A 22314-nucleotide genomic window follows, 5' to 3' on the forward strand; every position below is an offset into this window, starting at 1 on the left:
AAGACTCTAGATGCTTTTGGCTGCTACCTGACTAGGATCTATGCAACAGGCTTATAGATGATTTTGGCGTCTACCTGAATATAAGCTACGCATAAGCATATAGCTGTTTTGTTTCTTTGCTTATAGCAATCGTAAAGATGTGAGCTTTATGAAAGTGGTTATATTGCATCTGCAAATGTTTTTTGCCGCGCTTAACATATATGCAAAGCTATTCGTGTTAGCATGGAGCTAGCTTTTGTGTGAACTTTTTACTGGGGGAACGGCCATGATCTATACAGTAACAACATCGCCTTCATTGGATCTGGTAATGAAACTACAGAATCCTTTGGCGATTGGTCAAACAAATCGTGCCGTAAGTGAAGAGTTACGCCCTGGTGGCAAAGGCATCAACATTTCTATCATGCTGCATAACCTCGGTGTTACATCTACTGCATTTGGCTTTGTTGCAGGCTTCTCTGGCGACGAGCTGATGAGACTTACTGCAGCTACTGGTGTTAAGACCGGCTTTTTACGCGTACGTCGTGGTCGTACCCGCATTAATGTGCGTATCAAGGAAACTCCGGAGCAGACCTCCATTAATGGCTTAGGCCCAGAAGTTTCAGCTGATGATATTCAGTACATGGTCAGAAAGCTTTCAGGTTTAACTAGCGATGACTACCTTGTCCTTGCAGGTATGGTTCCACCATCACTGCCACACGACATTTACTCTATCTTCTTTGAGGCGCTGAAAGAAAACTCACAGCCAAAGGTCATTGTCGATGCTCCTGCAGATCAGTTTAAGTACATCCTCAAGTACCGTCCTTTCTTAATTAAGCCAAACATTAACGAGCTTAAAGAATACGTCAACATGCAGTTTCACAATGGCCAAGACGTGCTTAATGCTTGTTACAAGCTACAAGAAGAAGGCGCTCGTAATATTCTTGTCTCTATTGGTAAGTACGGTGCTGTATTCTTAGATGAGGATGGCAATGCCACCCGTATTGCAGCTCCAGGCGGAGAGATGATTGATAGGACTGGCGCTGGCGACTCTATGATCTCTGGATTCCTCGCTGACTATATCGTCAACCATAATCTTAAGAGTGCTGCCATGATGGCAGTAGCTACTGGCTCTGCTACAGCCACTACCGATGGTATTGCAATTCGTGATACTGTGGATGAGCTGCGCAAGCAAATGACAGACGGCTCCTCATTTGACGAGCCTATTGTCTAAGTTATTGCTACGAGCCCTGACTCTAACTCTTGCGACTTCGCAAACTGCTAGTTCTTGCAACTTTGCAAGCCGCTAGCTCTTGCAGCTGCGCAAGTGTCTAGTTCTTGTGTCTTTGTACGTATTGAGTTCTTGTGATGGTACTAGAGTCTAGTTATTGTTCAGCAGCAAGCGTCAAATAAGTCTTGCTCGCCTAGCTTAAGCATTAATCCTTTGCTATTTGTGGGGCTGAGGAGCATGTCTATTTTTATTGGAGCTTACTCCAAAGACAAAAGCCCTGACTAGCGCTTAACTAGTCAGGGCTTATTGTTTTAGGCCTCATGGCATTTTTTTCATGAGGCGCTTTTGCTCATGCATTAAGACTGCTTATCTTTGCATGGGCTAAATATTTTGCTCAATTAATGAGAAACAACGTTGGCAATAGCGTTTGCTAAGTACTCAATGTTGTTGTCGTTAATGCCAGCAACGCAGATACGGCCTGAACCTACAATGTAGATGCCATAGCCTGCACGTAAGGTCTCAACCTGCTCCTTTGAAAGACCAGAGAATGAGAACATGCCGTTTTGCTTGGTGATGAAGTCAAAGTCACCTGCATCCTTTTCCTTGAGCTTGTCAGCTAATAACAGACGCATGCGGTGCATACGCTCACGCATTTCAGCAAGCTCATCTTCCCACATCTTACGTAACTCTGGATTAGATAATACAGTGATGATTACCTTCTCACCGTGAGCTGGTGGGTTAGAAATAGCGCAGCGGATAGCAAGCTTAATCTGAGATAAAGCCTTGGTACCAGCTTCCTTGTTAGCGCCAACGCAAGTTAAAGCACCAACACGCTCGTTGTACATGCCAAAGTTCTTAGAGAATGAAGAGCAAATGATAACTTCGCTGTTGAGCTCAACAATCTTACGTAAGCCGTAAGCATCCTCTTCAAGACCATTACCAAAGCCCTGGTAAGCAAAGTCAACGATAGGCAGTAACTTCTTCTTAGCTAAGAAAGCAGCTAACTCATCCCACTGCTCTGGGGTTGGATCGATACCAGTTGGGTTGTGGCAGCAGCCGTGCAGAATAACTGCATCACCCTCAGAGGCCTGCTCTAAGGTGTCGAGCATGCGCTCAAAAGCTAAAGAGTGGTTAACGCGATCGTAGTAAGGATAACGCTCAGTCTTTAAGCCAGCAGCTTCAACGATCTGGAAGTGGTTACCCCAGGTAGGATCAGAGATCCAAACACGCTGAGTTACGTGCTGCTGATATAAGAAGTCAGCGGCAATACGGATAGCACCGGTACCACCAGGAGTGTGGCAGGTAACAGCACGACCGTCATCTACTAATGGGCTGTCCTTACCGAAGATGAGCTCACGAGTAAAACGACCGTACTCAGGCAGACCTGAGATTGGTAAGTAAGACTTGCTCTGCTCAGTCTCAAGAAGGATCTTCTCAGCTTCTTTGACGCACTTTAATACTGGAGTAACAGCATTCTCATTCTGGTAGACGCCTACACCGAGATTAATCTTATTAGGATTTGTGTCAGCTTTGAAAGTATCGGTTAAGCCGAGGATCGGATCTGCAGGAGCCAACTCCAAATGATCAAAAAACATATGATTCCTTCCTGAATACGCTAAGAAACTTCTTAGCTCAATGCATGAATTGCCCTAAGCTTGCGCTTACAGGTTTTCACCAAACTAAGCTTGAGCATATAAAACCAAAGCTAGCTGGTACACAATACTGTCTTAAGCTTATGTAACCATACACCATCAACAGGCTGTACTTAAGAGCAAGGGATGAACCTATCACTAAGATAAAGTTTGTTATCTCTCTTTAAGCACATGTGTGGATACAGTACGTGCATTACGCTTGACAGCAATGTAGTCCTGTTAATAAATGACAAAGCAACAGTATTACTACAAGATACACTGTTGCAGTGTTATTAGTGTCTAACAAGCAACTAATCAACAATAATCTTCACAAACTTACTTTTGCAATCTGTGAAAAGACTTAGTTAAGTGCATGTTACACATCCGCAACAAAGCGCCCCCATATTATATGCAAGGCACTTTATAAAAGTGCGCTATGTCACAAATCATGCTCCCAAATAAGGCAATCCTCAAAAGGGATGAAATGCCCCTAAAAGCCTTTACAAGCCCGATCTTTACAAGCATTGTGTAAGATCTTTCTACGATCTCACCATAAGCGAGCAAAAAGCCGTTGATCACTTTTTGTGCATAAATTTGATGGTCACCGCACCCTGATAAGACCACTAAGGCCCCTCAGCTCGATCTTATGAACCATGAGTTCCTATGCAGCTCATGACGCTAGAAAACCCAAGCTCGTGCCTAGGCAAGCTAGGCAAAGCAAGGCCATGCTGAGCATGCCTAGCTTAAGTTGCCAAGCTGTTAATTGCTCCTAACTCCTAGCTGCAGTTGCCTAGGCTTCTGCCATGCTCTAGAACTCTAGATTGATGCCTAGCTATAGTTGCTTATGCTTGTACCTTGCCTTAGGCACACGCTAATCTTTTGCTGCACACGTTAATCCTTTGCTGCATAGGCCAATCTTTTGCTGCACAGGCCTATGCATCCTTGTTATTGTGTAGATCTAGGCTTCTACTGAAGCATGCTTAAGCTTAGCGCGATCTTTTTCTTGAGAAAGCGTTTCCTCGTAGATTCGCTTAGCTGCAGCACGCCAGGCACCTGACTTCCAGCGCAGCAGCATGGCAATGCCACGAACCCATTCGTCAGCAGCAAAACCGAGCCATACACCTAAAATGCCCATCTCTAAAGTAACGCCCAAGTAATAGCCTAGTGGTACAGAGATACCCCACATGGAGATAACCGCCATTACTACAGGGAATTTGGTATCGCCTGTGGCTCTTAAGGAGTTAATGATAATGATGTTTAAGATACGTCCTGGCTCCATGAATACAGTTAATAAGAACAAGGACGAGGCAAGCATCAGTACCTCTTGATTATCGGTAAAGATACCAATAAGCAGTGCGCCAGTGCCTAAAGGCATAGAGAAGGTTAAGAAGAAAGTAACCACCTCACCTACGATCACTGAGCGAATCAGCTGCTTGTTAGCTAAATCAAGACGCATTGCACCTGTGTAGTGAGCCACTAATAGTTCAGTACCCATACCGATAGAGGCAGTTAAGATCATCATTACTTGCACAATCTGGAAGTAGATACCATGAGTAGCTAACTGCATAGCGCCCATAGAAGCAACCACACCAGTCATGAACATGTACTGAGTATGCCAAGAGAGATTTTCGCCCGCACCAGGCAGACCGATGTTTAAAATCGAGGCAATAACCTTCTTTCTAAACACGAACATAAAGCGTGGAATGAGGCGAGTACGGGTACGCTTGATAACCAGTGGTACAAACACGATGGCTGCAATAGTACGACCAATTACAGTGGAGATCGCTACACCCTCTACGCCCATTACTGGAACACCGAAGTGACCAAATAAGAATAAGGTGTTACCAAATACTGTCAGCACGTTGATGAGCAGCGAAATATACATGGCATCACGCGTACAGTTATGCGCACGTAAGATAGCAGAGCTCACTAAGCAAATTGACAGTGGCAAGAAGGATAAAGAGAGAATCTTTAGATAATTATGAGAACTCTCAGCAATCTCTTCAGGTACACGCATTACATCAACAATCAGTCCGGCACTTAAGAAGATGACCAGCGATACTAAAGTACCCACTATGAGGTTAACGCCCAGACCAATGTGAATAATGCGTCGTGCTAAGCGTTTATTGTTAGCTCCTAATGCTTGGGCACAAACAACGCACACGCCGATATTGAAGAAGTTGAAAATGATCAGAGCTAAATCAAAGACCTGATTACCAATAGTAAGCTCTGCAACAGCCTTTACCGAGACCATACCCACCATGATGGTGTTGATGATCAAAGTGGCAAAGTTTAAGGCAAGATCAATGAAGATTGGCCAAGTCAGTGACAACAATGAGCGTTGAGGAGTCTCAAGATCGAGCTTGTTAATACTGTTATCCAGCTCCTCAGAGAGCATTTTAACCTCAGCGGCACTAGCATTATTAGACAGGTGAATATCAGGAGTTGATACGGCCACACCGATATTGCTATTACCTGCTGCAGCAGCTGCGGCGGCCACAGCAGCCGCCTCTTGCAGTGGCTTATCTGCACCAGCCTCAGCTGCCATAATAGCTGCAACTTGAGCAGCCTCTAAAGCTTGAGTATTACTTGAAACAACGATGGGAGCTGCAGCTTGAGCACCAACTTTAGCAGCAACGAGATCTATTAGATCGCTCTCATTGTCCTCATCAAAAGTCCAAGCAACCTCGGCTCCATCACTGCCAGCTGGAAATGAAGCTTCAAAAGCATCAAACTCAGATGCTCCACGATTTGATGACTCGGCAAGTGCGGCTTTTAAATTGGCGCTATCAAGCTTGGCTAATGCCTCAGTTAATGAGCTTGAACGCAGGGCGATTTGTGCCAATTCTTGTTCACGGCTAGTTGGCACACTAGCACCTTCATGTTTGATTTGTGTGGTACTCATCGATACTTAATTAGCACTAACAATGTGAGCATCTGCCTGTATCACGCTAGCTATATCTTTTGCTTTCACTGTGCCTGAATCTCAAGGCAAACCATGAAGAGACGAGCTGCCATTATTTATGTCAAATAGCTTAGTAGTGATTGAGGCTCTACTCGATAAATCCTAAACATAGAGTTGTGCGCTTGATTTGCATCTACTCCATGTACTTACGCAATGAATTGAGAATTGGTATGAGCACAAGTTGCTTGTTAATACCTAAAAGTGGCATTGCAACTTAATTAACCAGTGACTTATGTAAACGAATAAAAACAGACTGTGATTGCTCTCTTTTGCTGTAATTATATCCATGATTTTGCAAACTGCATCACGCTCTTAGATATTTTATTTCATATGTAAGTGCATACATTTATCCACTATATAAACCTATACCAAATCATGTTTACTAAGAGCTCATTTTAAGGTCATTTGTAGGCCATTGATACCTATTTTAACGGATAGATGCAGTAACAAATAGAACCATGCTCTCCACTAGCATGCACCAAATTTAGACTACATAAACCTAAAAAACTACACTCTATTGCTCTACTTTATGAAACAGTACTGCAAATTTTTGCAAAGACTTTCCTTAGACATAGCAATCGGGTGCTTTTGCTTTAGCCCAAACATTTGCAAGCACCTGCTTTAGGCTAGCAATCGGCTGCGTGTGCTTTAGTCCCAACACTCAAGTGCTTTTAGCTTTAGTACAGACATTTGCAAGCACCGGCTTTAGGCCTAGCAATCAGGAGCGTGTGCTATAGGCTTAGCAATCGGGGGCGTGTGCTATAGGCTTAGCAATCAGGTGCGTGTGCTTTAGACGGAAAAAGGCCGCTAAAAAGCGGCCCTCTACAAACTCAAGATAACAGATTCGTTGACTTACATGGTGACGCCATCTTTCCAAATGACGATCTCGTGATAGCCCATCTTTTCAGACTTGGTCATTTTTCCTGAGGCAACTTCGATTACATAATCAAGGAGCTCATCAGTGAGGGTCTTAAAGTCTTTACCCTCAACAATAGAGCCTGCATTAAAATCAATCCAAGCGCCTTTCTTTTGATAAAGCTCGCTATTAGTAGAGATCTTTACTGTTGGCACAGCTGTGGCAAATGGAGTACCACGACCTGTTGAGAACAGCACTAAATGACAGCCTGCTGCAGCTAAGGCAGTTGAGGCTACACCATCATTGCCAGGAGCCTCGAGTAAGTTAAGTCCATTAGAGCTGAGCATTTGGCCATAGCAAAGTACATCTGAAACACAGGCACTACCGCCCTTTTGTACACAGCCTAAAGACTTATCTTCTAAGGTAGTAATACCACCTGCCTTGTTACCTGGGCTTGGGTTTTCAGATACTACCTGTCCATGTGAGATAAAGTAATTCTTAAAGTTGTTGATGAGGTTAACGCACTTTTCAAAGGTGGCATTATCCTTAGCTCGATTCATGAGTAGCTGTTCAGCACCAAACATCTCAGGCACCTCAGTCATTACTGAAGTTCCTCCTGCACCAACAACTACATCGCTAAGTCTTCCGATAAGCGGATTAGCGGTAATACCTGACAAGCCATCTGAACCACCGCACTTAAGACCAATACGCAGACGAGATAAAGGTACGCTCTGACGCTGACACTTAGCTGCTTTATTAATAAGCTCATCAATGAGCTGATAGCCATCGTCAATCTCATCATCTGAGTCTTGAGTATTTAAAAAGACGATGCGGTCATCTTCGAGATCTAAATACTCTTTGAAAACATTGATATTGTTATTTTCACAGCCCAGACCTAAAACGAGGACTCCACCGCAGTTACCATGCTTAGATAATGAGGCAAGTACGCGTTGTGTACTCTCTTGATCCTCTCCCATCTGTGAACAGCCGTATGGATGGGTAAGCGCCAGAGCGCCATCAACATTATCAATGTTGAGCTCTTTAATACGGTCGTTGGCATACTTCTCGAGTACGCGTGCAATGTTATTTACGCAAAATACTGTTGGAATGATGAAGATTTCATTACGAATACCTACATCACCATTGCTACGCACATAGCCTTCAAAGGTACGTTCTACATGAGGAAGCTTAGCCTCCTCTACCTTGTCAAAACTATAGTCCTTAACGCCATCTAAAGCTGTCTTTAAATTGTGGCTATGAATGTGGGAGCCTTGTGGTATATCAACTTTTGCGTTACCGATAGAGTAGCCATACTTGATGATAGGCTCGCCTGCCTTGATATTGTCTAAAGCAAACTTATGACCGCGAGTAATGTCATCGCACAGAATAACTTTACGATCAGATAAAACAATCTCTTGACCAGCAGTTAAATCCTGCAGAGCCACTGCCACATTATCACGATCATTGATTACCAGAGCATTCATTAGCAATACCTCATTGAGGGTCTTTCAAATACCTAAGTATTCAAAGTGCCTACATCTATCCTAAGGTCAACGCATCACAACCCAAGCACCTTTTGCAATAACCAATAGCTAGCAGCAAAAGTAACAGCGGCTTGTCATGCATGATAAATAAAAGCTCTTAGGTCCCAACCTAGCAAAATAGCCAAGCGCGTACATGCATAAACTCATGGGCAAATACATGACTAGCTTATGGGCGAGTACATGACTAAGCTCATGGGCAGTAAGCGCCAATTCATTGCAATGCATTACAGCTAAAAAGTTCAGCTCAAGCGTTTTTATGTAAGCGCGATTAACGCTTGAGCCAAACCTTACCTCTTGTAGCCAGATGGCTACTTCCTTATGTATGTTTGCTGTTGTAATGCACTATAGATGCGATGTATATGCACTATAGGCTTAAAGAACTTTTATCTAACCTACTAGTATGGAAGTATACAATATTTATTTTTTGCCTGATTATGCTCTATCCATCGATGGTGCAATTTACACAATCAAGATACTAGTTTTTTAACCTCCATCACAATTTTCGGCTGTAAAAAATCAGCTCTCTAAGACGCGCTCCCTTGATACTGCCTTAAATAAAATCCATCAACTGAAATTGACGTAATCCACTGCATGAATGTGATTCATACGCGATTTTGAGTTAACAATTTTTGTCAGTAGCTGTCATGCTGCTATGCTTTGTCACTACAATGAAACCACCGTTTGCTCAAACAATATGCAAGCATCCTGTGCTCAAACAATATGCAAGCATCCTTTGCTCTAACTATATGCAACCACCATTTGCTAAAACTATGAGGAAGTAACGATCATGATGTCCTATATCATCTCAAAGGTATCTCAGAACACTAGCGGTAACAGCAAGTACGTCGATCGTGCTGATGCTATTGAGCGTTTCTTACAGCAAAAGCGCGATGCCAAGGCTGCCCAAAGAGCACAAGCAAGCAATAGTAATAAAGAAACCACAAATAAGACTGACAAATAGACATCCATCTAACAATGCAAAAGCAGTTTGGGATCTAAGCTTTAAGTTTACAAGCTCCACTTCTACTTAATGTTGAGCCTTTTCAAATATGGCAGCGCCCGCCCATGTTGTGGATGATCCATAAACGGATCAAAACCTTAGATCAAAAAAAGCCGCCTAAAAAGCATCTATTCATGCGCAATAGCATCAATAGACACCTCTTAGACGACTTTGTATGGTTTGAGGTATTTGCTATGTGAACTGTTATTAGCCGTTCTTTGCTATGTGAACTGTTATTAGCCGTTCTTTGCTATGTGAACTGGTATTAGCCGTTCTTTGCTATGTAAGCTGAGCTTTAGCCGTTGTTTTCCATACCAATAAGATCAAAGTTCTTGGTAGAAACAATAACAGAGTAGTCATCTGACTTAGCACGGTCGCACTTGATTTGAATGGTGCGACTTGACAGGTTGTAATACCAACCACTCTCGGCTTTATCAAACTCATCAGGCACTAAATAACGCTTGAGCTGCACACCTGCACAGCTTACGAATAAAGCACCCTTAAATGGAGATAGCACAGTAAGATTTAACTTTTGGTAAGAGTGCTCATATGATCCAGTCTTCTTAAAGTTAATCTCCATGACTTCACCAGTGCTGACACTAATGCGAGTATTAGCATAGACACCTTTTTCAAAGTCTTTGGTGTGTCCATCGTCTTCGTAGTAATCAAAGTAGAAAGTACCTTGATTATGCTCACTTTGATATTTTAATAACTGCTCAGCACTTGTAAGTCCTGTTGCTGCAGCAGTTAAAGGCTTAGTTGCTGCAACAGTGATATCTAAGGTCTTAACTTTGTCAAAGACAATGCGCTTAATGTCTTTGCTTGCAATTAAGATTGCCTCGTCCTTTAAGAACATAGGAATAGAATCATCATCTACCTCATAGTAGATAGTCTGACCACCCTCATAGGCCTTGTAATTGTCATTCATGTCATACCAAGTATGACCTGATGGTAAGTAAATTGGACGCTGTCTCTGGCCTTTTTCAAGAACATTGGCCACTAATACATATGGTCCAAACATGAAAGTGAGGTTACGATCATTTAGCGCTTGTAAATCATGCTCAAACTCATAGAACAGAGGACGCAATACTGGCTCACCAGTTAAATTTGCCTGACGCATTAAGGAGTACAAGTAGATTAAGTAAAAATAGCGTAAAGCATAAGCTTGCTTAATCTGAGGCAAGTACTCACCATACATCCAAGGTTGAGTTACAGTATTGTCATTGTTAGCTGAGTTCATGGTAAAGCGTGGCTGGAAAATGCCATTTTGAATCCAGCGCAGCAGTAACTCACCTTCAGGAGCAGGTCCGGCAAAGCCACCAATATCACTGCCTGTGTTAGCAACACCGCTTAAGCCCATGCCTAAGATGGTTGCTACATTAAACTTCAAGGTACGCCAATCGGTAAGGTTGTCACCACCCCATACCTGAGCATAACGCTGAATACCAGAATAACCAGCACGGTTGATGATGTAAGGACGCTCATTTGGATAGACATTGGCAATGGCCTGCTTGCCTGTATAAGCCATCATTAATGACTGAATTGGCTTGTATTCAGCCATAGTGCCGCCACGACCCTCTGCGCATACATAAGCATTGCGATCTTCAACACCGTCAAATTCGTTATTGTCGTTCCATACGGTCTTGGTGCCCATCTTGAGGATGTTTTCCTCAAGTAAATGTGACCATGCATTACGGCCTTTTGGTCCAGTAAAATCGACAAAATAGCCAGGGCCACCCCACCAGCGACCAATGTAGTTCTTATCAACAGCTAAATTGCTTGCAACATCTTCAGAGCAGCATAAGGTTCCGTCAATGGCTACATTATGGTCAAACTTTGGCTGTCTATCTTTGTCTGCAGCTACCTTCACTAAAGCATCGGCATCAATGTAGTACTGCTTATATGGATGTCCCATCAATACGCCAGGCTTTAAATTTGGGATAACGTTGATTCCTTTGCTATTTAAGGTAGCAAAAAAAGCCTTTGGATCAGGGAAACGGATATGGTTCCAGTTGAAGGTGTATCTAAGCTTGTCTTTTTCACCTGCACTATAACCACTTGCTAGCCAGAAATTATCTATGTACAGATCTTCATCTAAGTGCTTGTCTACTACCTTGTAAATCTCCTCATCACAATGACTATCAAGCTCTGCATAGTACATAGTTGATGAAGTAAAGCCCAATGACTGCATAGTAGGCATAGTGGTAGTACCAGTTAAATATGTATAACGCTCTACTACCTGCTTAATGCTTGGACCATTGATTAAGAAAAGATCGATATCACCGCCATCAACTTGATAGTAGCAATAAGGATCCCAATAGCCACTGCGCTCATTGCCCATGTCAAAGACACAGTCATGGCTATTGTTATAGAACAAGCCCACATATGACTTAGTTAACTCATTGACGCGTAAATAGAAAGGAATGTGCTTGTAAAGTGGCTCACCAAACTCTGGATCATGGCCAATAGCGTCTTTTGGACAAGTACGCATATGGCTGCCCTTCTTGTCTAAGTGGCCAGTTTTCTCGCCAAAACCAAAGAAGTGATCATACTTTGGATCAATTGCACTGTAGTGGAAGAGACGACCTAAATGATCTTGCTCATAAGCACGCTCTTTAAGATCAGAGTAAACAACCTTATTGCTCTGCTTATCGAGCATAGAGAAAGAAAGTGGATGTTTATTGAGAATAAGCTTAATAGACTTAGTTTCAAACTCAATGCTCTTATCTAAAACTGCAGGCTCTACTTTTACAGCCTCAATACGCTTACGCTCATCTTTAAACAGCTCATCAAGATCATCATCCCATGCTGTGGTAACTAAAGCATAGGAGTGCTCTTCAAAACGGCCATCAAAACTTACGCGAATACGGACAATATCATCAGTTAAGAAGACAAGCTTAATCAAAGCTTCTTTGCAAGCAACCACAAAGCCATTGTCAGTTGCATATAAGCGCTCAAAATCTTTAACAATCATGGTTTTCACCAAGTCTGACTAATATGAAACTAGTCCAAGAGCCTTGTTCATATTCTTGTATAGCTGCTGTGCTGTCACATGCTTAACAACTAAACGCTGTTGTAGCGCTTTTATTGCTGTTCTTTCTCTAGCGCAACACTCTTTAAGAGCTATCGGTCAGCTGCTTGCTGCTGAAAGTTTTAAAGAGCTATCGGTCAGCTGCTTGTTGCTTAAAGTTTTTAAGAGCTATCGGTCAGCTGCTTGATGCTTAAAGTCTTTAAATTAATTGCAAGAGCTTATTAACTCAAAGAACTTTATGTGAAGAAGTCGCTATATAAACAGGCAATAGATTGCCATGCAATAAACAAGAAACAAGTAAGGAATGGATCTAGTTTTTTCAATGAATGCTTTTATGAAAGAAGGCGCTCTGTTGGAGATCAGTTATTCAATGGAGCGCCTTCACTATTTTGTTATTTAATTAGCGTTTAGATCTTTATTTACATGAGCCCCATCATCTTAGGAATGAACAGTGACACATCTGGCACAAAAGTGATTAAGAGCAATATTGCGATTAACACCATGAAGTATGGCACTAACATGGCGCTAACACGTTCAATTGACATCTTGGTAATACCACAGCCAACGAACAGTACAGAGCCTACTGGAGGAGTCATAGAGCCTAAGCACATGTTAAAGATCAGCATGACACCAAAGTGCACTGGATCCATACCAAGTGAAGTGCAAATTGGTAAGAAGATCGGAGTAAAGATTAAGATCGCTGGTGTAATGTCCAAGAACATACCAATGACCAGAAGAATGATGTTAATAAGTAAGAAAATTACATACTTATTATCACTAAAGCTCATCAGTGCATCTGCAATGGCACTTGGAATGCCAGAGAAAGCCATCACCCATGACATAGCTGAAGAAGCTGAGATCAAGAATAAGATGATGCCAGATACGCAAGCGCTATCTACTAAGATCTTGGTCAATGACTTGAGAGTAACTGAGCGGTAAATAAAAGAGAGCGCTAAACAGTAGACTACGCATACACCAGCGCCTTCAGTTGCAGTAAAGACACCAGAGACAATACCGCCAATTACGATGACAATTAAGGCAAAGCTTGGCAGAGCATCTAAAGTAACTTTTAAAGCTACCTTAGCTGGAACAATACCTGTGGTTGGGTACTTCTTAGAGCGTGCATACAGATAGGCTACCAGCATAACGCCAAGACCCATTAAGATACCTGGCACATAGCCTGCCATAAACAGAGCTGAGATTGATACGCCACCAACTACAGTTGAGTACACGATGAAAGCTGAGGTTGGAGGAATTAACAGACCTGTTGGAGCTGAGGCAATATTTACGGCAGTGGCAAAAGCCATGTCGTACTTCTCTTCTTTTTGAATAGGAGCAATAGAGCCGCCCATAGCTGAAGCTGCAGCTACAGCAGAACCAGCAAGAGAACCAAAGAGCATATTGCCAAGCACGTTAGTCTGAGCAAGAGAGCCAGGAATAAAGCCGCAGAACAGTTTGGCAAAGTTAATCATGCGACGTGCAATACCGCCATTGTTCATGATATTGCCAGCCAAAATGAACAGAGGTACAGCAAGCAAGGAGAAGCTTTCTACACCAGAATTCATCTTTTGCATGATGATGAAGCTTAGCTGATCCCAACCTAAAGTGGATAAGCCTGTAACTACTGATGCTAAGACAATACTGACACTAACTGGTACGCTCAGAGCAAGTAGTATGAAGAACATGCAGAATAATATAACTGCCGTTAATGCAATAGACATTACTTGTCCTCCTTAGTTTGAGTATCTTGTTTGTTAGAGAGGCTAACTCCGGTGACATCTTCGTAGATATTGATGATCTGAATGATCACAATGAACACGCCTGAAATTGGGGCCATGGAATACACTAAAGAACGTGGGAAGCCCAATAATGCTGAGTACTCCATAGAAGCAGCAATGGCTAATTTGGTACCGCCAATAACTAAAATGGCCAGCGCAAACAATAAGATCACTACATCCACAGCAACCTTTAGACGCTTAATATTGGACTCATCGAGCTTGTCACGCAGGAAAGTAAGTGCCATATGCTCTCTAGTTGAGAAGGCGTAGGCTGCACCGATAAAGCCAGTCCAGATAAGTGAATAACGCACTAACTCTTCAGTAAATGATGCTGGGTCATTTAACACATAACGTGTAAACACCTGCCAAATAACCAAGAAGGTCATGAAGACCAATAACACAGTACATAAAGTAGACAAGACAAAATTGATAGCAGCCTTAGTCTTAACTAAAAATTGATACATGACTTAGGCCTCCTTAATTGACTGATGCAGCGTCACTTTTGGCATTTTGGCTGCGGATGGTGTCAATGAGATTAAGCATCTTTTCTACACCGGCGTACTCTTTTGAGTACTTAACCAACATATCTGCAGTTGCCTGTCTAAAAGCCTCTTTATCAATATCATTGATAAAAGTAACACCCATTTTGGCTTTAGCTTCAGCAATGGCATCTTCTACAGACTTATCCCAAATTCCCTGATGCATCACTGTAGAGTTACGAGCTGCCTCTACCATGATCTTTTGATCCTCAGGGCTGATGTTGTCCCATACCTTGGATGAAATTACTAAAGCATCTGGGATCATGGCGTGCTGATCGGTTGAGTAAACCTTACAGATTTCACCATGCTTACCTAAGGTCAGAGCTGTTTCGTTGTTCTCAGTTCCATCAATCACACCAGTTTGTAAGGAGGTGAACACATCACCGTAAGCCATCGCAACTGGAGTACCACCCATGGCTGATACCATCTCGGTCTGTGATTTCATATCCTGAACACGAATCTTCATACCCTTTAAATCAGCAGGGGTACGAATTGGCTTATTTACAGTGTAAAAAGAACGAGAGCCAGAGGTGTAATAAGTTAGGGTAACAAAGCCCTTATCGTGGCTAGACTTAAAGAAGTCATACATCAGAGGATCATCCATGGTCTTGTAGAAGTCCTCAGTATCATTAAAGATGTATGGAAGACCAAAGGTATGATATGAATCATCATAGGTTGCTAGCATTGGAGAGGCGACCTTAGTCATGGAGATAACGCCTGCCATTACCTGCTCCATTTGCTCAAGCTCTGATCCTAATTGACCGTTAGCAAAGATTCTGACTTTGATACGACCATTGGTACGCTCATCTAGCTCTTTGGCAAACTCAGAAATAGCAATATGCACTGTATGTGTTTCAGATAAGCCATGAGCAAGAGTTAGGATCATTGGCCGTTCTGAAGTAGCTTCAGTTGATGTGCTAGCTGATTGCTCGGTACAACCGCCTAACGACACAGACAAAGCGATTGCAGCAGTCGACAAGGACAGCGCATGCCATAGTTTTCTCATCAGTCAATCCTCATAAAAGCGTACAAAACTGAAAAACAAGGCCTTTGAGCCTCATTTATCAGTTTGTACGACAAACACCACACGCTTTGTATTTCTAGGAAATTTTGGGCGTGCAAACTCCTTAAGCTCTCAGCTAAAGCCTTGAACCCATGTTTGTTGATTACTCTTAGTTTGTTGATTACTCTTAGTTTGTTGATTGTTAATAAACTTCGTGGCAGCTTAGGCTTAAAGCCAGACTCCATTTGTAGGCATTGAACATATAAGCAAGAGCACCATCCCCCTTGATTTAAATACCCTTAGCTTTGGTTTACTGCATACAAGATGGTCTAAATAAATACGACTGAAACTAGCCTAAGCAGCAGAATAAAATTGCGGTTTTGGCCCACAATTGGCTTTTACATGCCAATCATGTCAAACGGCTCGATTGGCTTTTACATGCCAATCATGTCAAACGGCTCGTATGAGATAACTACCTCATAATCTTCTTTAATGTTTGGATACTTGACCTCAACACACTGACGGCTCTGTGAGTAGTACCAGCCGCTTGAAGCCTTTTCAAAGTGAGAGCGCACTAAGAAGTGCTCGAGCTTATTGCCATCAACATTTACGTAGAATGGACATTTACCCTTGTGAATCACGGTAAGCTTGATGTCTTCAACTGAAGAGGTGTAATTACCCTCGTAGTTAAAGCTGATCTTGGTCAGATCGCCAGCGCTCATCTTGATATTGGTCTTGAGATAGGCACCGTTGAGGTAGTCATTTGACTTGCCATCATCCTCGTACATACAGAACATGCCATCCTTATCTGGAGCGCAAATAATCTCTAATGAGCGTACCTGCTGAGTCTGTAGATTACTAATATCGTGAGCAGCAAGTGGAATAATCTGACCTGAGCGAATGAACATTGGGATGCTTTCTAAAGAAACATCAAAGCTCTTAGTGTCGCCGCCGTTAAAACACTCGAAGGTGTTAAAGTCGTAAAAACGCTCGCCCTTTGGGAAATAAACAGTGCGCTTTTGCTGACCTTCCTCTAAGACATTAGCCACTAACAATGCTGAGCCGAGCATGAAGTTGAACTGCTCATCATGAACAGCAACGTCATTTTGGAACTCCATGAGCATTGGGCTAAAGTAAGGCAAGCCAGTCTCATGAGCGCGATACATCAGTGAGTATAAATATGGGCTTAAGCGATAGCGCAGCTTAATTGCATCACGAATGAGATGCTTAACATCGCTAAACATCCAAGGCTCAGTAACACTGTTATCGGTATTAACTGAATGGATGGAGAAGCGAGGCTGGAAGATACCGTTTTGTACCCATCTTACAAAGAGCTCTTTGCTTGGAGCAATACCGTAAAAGCCGCCAATATCTGAACCTTGGTTAGCCACACCAGATAAAGACATGCCCAGCATAGTGCCAATGTTGTATTTAAGCGCCTCAAAGCAGGTAAGGTTATCGCCTGACCATGTTTGAGCATAGCGCTGAATACCAGCATGACCAGAACGGCACACAACAAATGGACGCTTATTTGGATAGAACTCACGTAAGGCCTCAATAGTGATGTGGCACATGATATTGCTCATGACTGACTTATAGTCACCAATAGTGCCACCTAAGCCTTCAACGTGGATACGCGCATCCTTGTTGACTAAGCTGTCATACTCGCAGTTGTCGTTCCAAATGCTATAACAGCCATAGCTAAACAGATGATCTTTAAGCAGCTGCTTCCAATAGCTACGAGTGCTCTCCTTAGTAAAGTCAGCAAAGTAGCCCTTACCGCCCCACCAAGTACCAACAGCTGGCTTATCCTCATGCTCATCAAGCACGAAGATATTCTTCTCCTTCATCTCTTCAATGCGAGGGTGTACGCACAATACACCTGGCTTGACATTTGGAGAGACCACAATGCCGAGCTTATCCATGGTCTCAAAATAGCCCTTAGGATCAGCAAAGCGCTCATCATTCCAAGTGAATACACAGCGCTTGAGGCCTTCAGAGGTCATGGCTGTGCAATAACCAGATGACAGCTGGAAGCCATCGATTGGCATCATTTCCTCATGGGCATTGTTAATAAATTGCTCAATGGCTACATCGCAGTTCTTATCTAGCTCAGCGTAGTACATTGAGGAGCCCAAGTAACCTAAGGCAGCCTTTGGCAGCATGGCGCTTTTACCAGTCAGATCGGTATAACGCTCAACTACCTTTGAAACCTCAGGGCCATTAATGAAGAACAAGTCGATATCGCCGCTGTTTGCTCTAAAGGTAGAGTGCATGTGCCAGTAATTGCTCTTGCGGCGACCCATATCAAAATCGCATTCACAAGAACTATGGTAGAAGTAACCACAAGCACGACCAGTCTTCTTGCTAAGTTTCACATAGAAAGGAATGTGCTTGTACAGTGAGTCAGTCTTCTGAGGGTTGTATCCCATAGCATCCGTTGGTGACATGGTCATAAAAGCTTCAAGCTTATTAAACTCACCACTCTTTTCACCAAAACCATAGAATCCATCAGTAGGCTCAATCTCACTTACGTGAATACGGCGCTTGTTGCTGTCCTCTTGAAGAGCTAAGTCAACACAATCGCGATGCAGGACTTCTCCATTTTGATCGCAAATAGTAATCTGATAAGGATCGCGGGCAATTTTGACAATTAAGCCCTCGGAGCGCAGTACGTACTCGTTATCGTTTTCTTCTAAAGTGCTAACTGCCACCTCAACACGCTTACGATAGTCCTTTAATACCTCGTCAGTGACGCTTGGCCAGGCGGTGGTCACTAAAGAATATGAGCTCTCTTGGAAGTCGCCGTCAAAGCCTGCACGAATACGTACAATATCCTTCGTCATGAAGTAAATGCGAATTGGCAGATCACAATCAGTAGTTACTACATAGTAATTATCTACAGCAACGCAAGATAAAGCCTTAGTACATACTCTCATGTCACTCTCCGTCAGATTAAAAGTTTTAGCACCACAAACCATAAAGACAGCATTAAATTGCTCAGCTAACCGCCGCTTGACAGCTGACACATGACAGCTAATGGCTAACAGATGACAGCTATTGGCTGATTGCGGGCAGCTGATGGCCGATGGTTAATGGCTGATTGCTGCAGCTGATAGCTAATGGTTGATTGCTGGCAGCTAATGGCTGATGGTGATGGTTGATGGCTTGCACATCGCACTTTAGAAAATGCCTGTTCAGCAGGTTCATTTCTTTTCTAAAAGCACTTAAACCAACATGTGCTCTTAATGAACGCTTTTAATCTTAAGGATTAACCTGATAAAATGCCCCACTTTTCTTACCCTGATTTTGGCATTTTTCAACATTTCTTGCACTGCTAACTAGATTTAGACATATCTCACAATTTTGTGCTCATATTATTCTGTAATGCTATAAATGCGATAGATTTGGTATTTATAAATGTCTATAGATATAGACCTGCCAAACCTTTAGCTATAATTTACACATTTAACATAGCAATCTATGGGTCAATATCGTACTACTAACAAATAGGCTAGTTTAGTCAACACTATATGTTGATATTAGGATTGAGCATGATCGATAACGCCGCAATCTATATGCAAAACGGTAAGTCAATTGCTACCGAACGTATTTGCTCAGTAAATGACAATGTAATGCAAAGTCATTTTCACAACTACTATGAGCTGTACTACTTAGAGCAAGGCGAAAGAAAAGTGGTGATCGGCAATACCTCATATCAACTCAAAGCTCATGACTATATTGTGTTTCCGCCTTTCACCATGCATCACTCCTACTCTGATGATGGTGTACGCTTTTCTAGATTAGTCTTGTACTTCCAGCCTGAGCTTATATCAACAGAGCTCAAAGAGTTCTTTGTAAACGACTTATCGCCTCATTCTATTGATGATGAAGACACACAAAAACTATTTTATGGACAGCTTTGTCAGCTCATATGTGAACAAGATAAACCTCAGCTTATGAGTTTAGAAGTGATGAACTCTCTGCTACAGCTCATACTCATAACCATTGTGCGCAACCAAACTAACACCCATCGCGCCTTGAGTGAGCCGAAGATGGCTAGTGTTATAAGCTTTGTGCATCAAAACTATTTTAAAGATCTGTGTTTAGATGAGCTTAGTGAGCGCTTTTTCATCTCTAAATCCTATCTATGCCGCGAGTTCAAGCGCTTCACTAGTTGTAGCTTTGTAGAGTACCTTAACAAAATTCGTGTATTGCACGCTCAAAGGTTGTTTATCGAAAGTAATAAGAGCATTACAGAAATCGCAATTGAAGTCGGCTTTGGAAGTCTCACTCACTTTGAACGCGTCTTTTGTAAAAACAATGGCATAACTCCCAAGAAATTCTGTACTAATGTTCGCAAGGATCGCGATGCCAAAGAAAAACTTGATCAAGCTACGACCACCATTGTCATCTAACAAGGATAAGAGCCCAGCATGACAACTAGCGCTAGTTAAAACTTATTTCAAGACAGCTTTTTACATTTATCTCAGCTGAAAATGAAAAGCCCCGCACAAAATAGTCTGAGCGGGGCTTTGTGTATCAAGGATTAGAAAAATACTAACCTTGTCTTAATTTAATGCTGATTAGTAGTGCTCGAGCAGATCACGCATAGTGGCCATAGCACCATCAGAGATGATGGCGTGCAGCAGGCGTGAAGTGATGACAACTAAATCGATATCTGATGATAAGTTGCAGCCCCAGAGCTTGCTATCGCTAAGCACAGCCTGTACTACGAATACAGCAGAAGCTTCATTCTTACGATAATGAGTCCAAGCACTTGAGATGACATCTACAGCATAGGCGTCATCGTAGAACTCCTTGGTCTTGCCATTGGACAGCTGTACAACAACAGGCACCTGTGTGGCATTCTTATATAGAGCAATATAGGCTGCTAAAGCAAAGCACAGCTTCATTGGCAGCACGCCCTTAGCTCTTGCATCTAAGATAGTTGGGATAACGCGGGCGTTAATCTTAGAAGTGCAGTTCATTAAGATGTCAGTGAGCTGATGATGCAGTGCAGGATCGCTAAAGCGAGCTACTACGTCGTCTGCAAACTTAACTAACATATCCTTGTCGAGCTTTAATGAAGGGATGATCTCGTCATAGATAACTGAACGAGCAAACTTACCAGTTACCTCGTTTGCCATCATCTCATCCACAGTCTCTAATAAAGAGAGAACTGCAGCAGGTACATTAGCGGTATGAGCACCGTTGAGGATACGTACCTTACGTACACGGTAAGGAGTAATATCATCAGCTACTACAACGTTAAGACCAGCCTTAGCAAATGGCAGAGCCTCAGCTACGTCAGCACCACCTTCAATTGCTAAGAAGTGGAACTTCTCACCGCAGCTAATGAGCTTATCTTCGTAGCCTAACTTCTCGTTATACTGCTCTTTTTCAGCATATGGGAAGCCTGAAACTACGCGATCAACTAAGGTGTTTAAGAAGCGGCATTGCTCATTAACATAGGCCTTAAACTCATCGCCTAAGTTCTGCTCATCAGCATGCTTGAGCACAATGCGCTTTAACTCTAAGCCGTTATCCTCAATGAGCTCACATGGAACAATCCATAATCCTGCTTTAGCATTGCCCTTTAAAGCCTTGAAACGCTCAAAGAGCATAGCAGTTAACTTACCAGGGAATGACTGAGGGCAAACGTCAGTATTAAATGGGCTTTCCTCGCTAAAGGTAATGCCTGCTTCAGTGGTATTAGAGAAGATGAACTGAACGTTCTCATCAGTTGCAGCACACAGTACTGATTCCCACTCATCGTATGGGTTCTTAACGTCAGCAATCGCATTAACTAAATCTATCTCTTGGCAAGCCTTGCCATCAACGTAGCTATTGAGCACGGTAGTAAAGAGGCAATCTTGCTCTTTGAGCTTTGGAACACTGTTGCCATGAGGAGTGCACTGCAGTGCAAGTACACGACCATTGAAAAGGCCTTGCTCATTGGTCTTATAGATCATCCAATCGATAAAGCAACGGATGAAATTACCAGTGCCGAACTGAATGGCACGAATAGGAAGAGAAGACGCAGCCTCACCCTTTGAAGAAAGATTCAACTTCTGCATATAGCCTCTATTATTCTCAATGACCGCTAAACAAATTTATTGAGACACAATAATTAGGCACATAGCCACTGCAAAATAAGTCTTGCGATAAATATAGTCTTACCGCAGTACTAAGTGCTCTCACGATCAATCAGTTGCAATTGAATAAATCAAATATACCATGTAATTACAGGGATCGCGTCAAGCATATGTTCTAATGTAGACGTAGCGCTAATACAAGGTATCCTATAGAGTACTTGTGATAGCACGCTAACAATCATTTAGGCTACACACGCCACAAATGCGTATGACTTGTGCGTACCCCAAAAGGGTAAGTTCTTTACGTACCCAAACAGGGTAAGTTCTTTGCGTACACCAAAAGGCTAAAGATTTTTGCGTATTCGGATGTACTCTTCGCAGCTCTCTTATAGATCTAAGGCTCAAGCTAGGCGTGATGGTGTATGGTGAGACTAGCCGTAATAGATAGAATATTGCGCGTATTACTGTTGCGCATTGATTGATTGAATGAGTATAGGCTTGTTTATTATCTTAGCTGATGATGGATTGGATTTTTGCTTGGGCAAGATGAAATTTTGGAGGGTGCAGATACGAAAAAACCGCCTCGTGGGCGGTTTCTTCTTGAAATCAAACCTAGCGATGACCTACTCTCGCACAATCGTACGTTGCACTACCATCGGCGT

General features: G+C 42.6%; 12 protein-coding genes. 3 read left to right on the top strand and 9 right to left on the bottom strand.

Annotation, left to right across the window (positions count from 1 at the left end; translation table 11 throughout):
• The first annotated feature begins 265 nt into the window (after positions 1–265).
• On the top strand, positions 266–1210 hold the full coding sequence (locus H524_RS0102200; protein WP_027939054.1) for a 1-phosphofructokinase family hexose kinase: 945 nt from the start codon (positions 266–268) through the stop codon (positions 1208–1210).
• Positions 1211–1605: 395 nt separating this feature from the next.
• Here H524_RS0102200 and H524_RS0102205 read toward each other — a convergent pair whose 3' ends face one another.
• From H524_RS0102205 to H524_RS0102215, 3 genes are all read right to left on the bottom strand, one after another.
• Positions 1606–2802: an amino acid aminotransferase gene (locus H524_RS0102205; RefSeq protein WP_027939055.1), complete on the bottom strand. Its 1197-nt coding sequence runs from the start codon at positions 2800–2802 to the stop codon at positions 1606–1608.
• 994 nt (positions 2803–3796) lie between these two features.
• A complete protein-coding gene (locus H524_RS13780) occupies positions 3797–5743 on the bottom strand; it encodes an MATE family efflux transporter (protein WP_245580431.1) in 1947 nt (648 codons plus the stop codon).
• A gap of 912 nt (positions 5744–6655) precedes the next feature.
• The gene (locus tag H524_RS0102215; protein WP_027939056.1) at positions 6656–8143 is read right to left on the bottom strand and encodes a UxaA family hydrolase; all 1488 of its coding nucleotides are present in this window, start codon (positions 8141–8143) and stop codon (positions 6656–6658) included.
• 847 nt (positions 8144–8990) lie between these two features.
• Between H524_RS0102215 and H524_RS17245 the strand changes: the two genes are divergently transcribed.
• The gene (locus tag H524_RS17245) at positions 8991–9164 is read left to right on the top strand and encodes a hypothetical protein (RefSeq protein ID WP_156907514.1); all 174 of its coding nucleotides are present in this window, start codon (positions 8991–8993) and stop codon (positions 9162–9164) included.
• 334 nt (positions 9165–9498) lie between these two features.
• On the opposite strand, the gene H524_RS0102225 is transcribed toward H524_RS17245, so the two are convergent.
• The 5 genes from H524_RS0102225 to H524_RS0102245 form a co-directional block, all read right to left on the bottom strand.
• A complete protein-coding gene (locus H524_RS0102225) occupies positions 9499–12177 on the bottom strand; it encodes a glycoside hydrolase family 31 protein (RefSeq protein WP_027939057.1) in 2679 nt (892 codons plus the stop codon).
• A 476-nt stretch (positions 12178–12653) separates the two neighbouring features.
• Complete coding sequence (locus tag H524_RS0102230) at positions 12654–13955, bottom strand: TRAP transporter large permease (protein WP_027939058.1); 1302 nt, start codon at positions 13953–13955, stop codon at positions 12654–12656.
• Entirely contained in the window at positions 13955–14476 is a 522-nt protein-coding gene (locus tag H524_RS0102235) for a TRAP transporter small permease (RefSeq protein WP_027939059.1), read from the bottom strand. The genes H524_RS0102230 and H524_RS0102235 overlap by 1 nt, the downstream gene beginning before the upstream one ends.
• A gap of 13 nt (positions 14477–14489) precedes the next feature.
• Complete coding sequence (locus H524_RS0102240) at positions 14490–15557, bottom strand: TRAP transporter substrate-binding protein (protein ID WP_027939060.1); 1068 nt, start codon at positions 15555–15557, stop codon at positions 14490–14492.
• A gap of 431 nt (positions 15558–15988) precedes the next feature.
• Positions 15989–18493 carry a glycoside hydrolase family 31 protein gene (locus H524_RS0102245; protein ID WP_027939061.1) on the bottom strand — a complete coding sequence of 835 codons (2505 nt, stop codon included), beginning with the start codon at positions 18491–18493 and terminating at the stop codon, positions 15989–15991.
• 615 nt (positions 18494–19108) lie between these two features.
• On the opposite strand from H524_RS0102245, the gene H524_RS13790 reads away from it, so the two are divergent.
• Positions 19109–19972 carry a helix-turn-helix transcriptional regulator gene (locus H524_RS13790; RefSeq protein ID WP_052338852.1) on the top strand — a complete coding sequence of 288 codons (864 nt, stop codon included), beginning with the start codon at positions 19109–19111 and terminating at the stop codon, positions 19970–19972.
• Positions 19973–20140: 168 nt separating this feature from the next.
• Here H524_RS13790 and H524_RS0102255 read toward each other — a convergent pair whose 3' ends face one another.
• Positions 20141–21634, bottom strand: coding sequence for a tagaturonate reductase (locus tag H524_RS0102255; protein ID WP_044121281.1), 1494 nt, complete (start codon positions 21632–21634; stop codon positions 20141–20143).
• Positions 21635–22314 lie beyond the last annotated feature (680 nt).

The organism is Anaerobiospirillum succiniciproducens DSM 6400 (assembly GCF_000482845.1).
Taxonomy (GTDB): Bacteria; Pseudomonadota; Gammaproteobacteria; order Enterobacterales; family Succinivibrionaceae; genus Anaerobiospirillum; species Anaerobiospirillum succiniciproducens.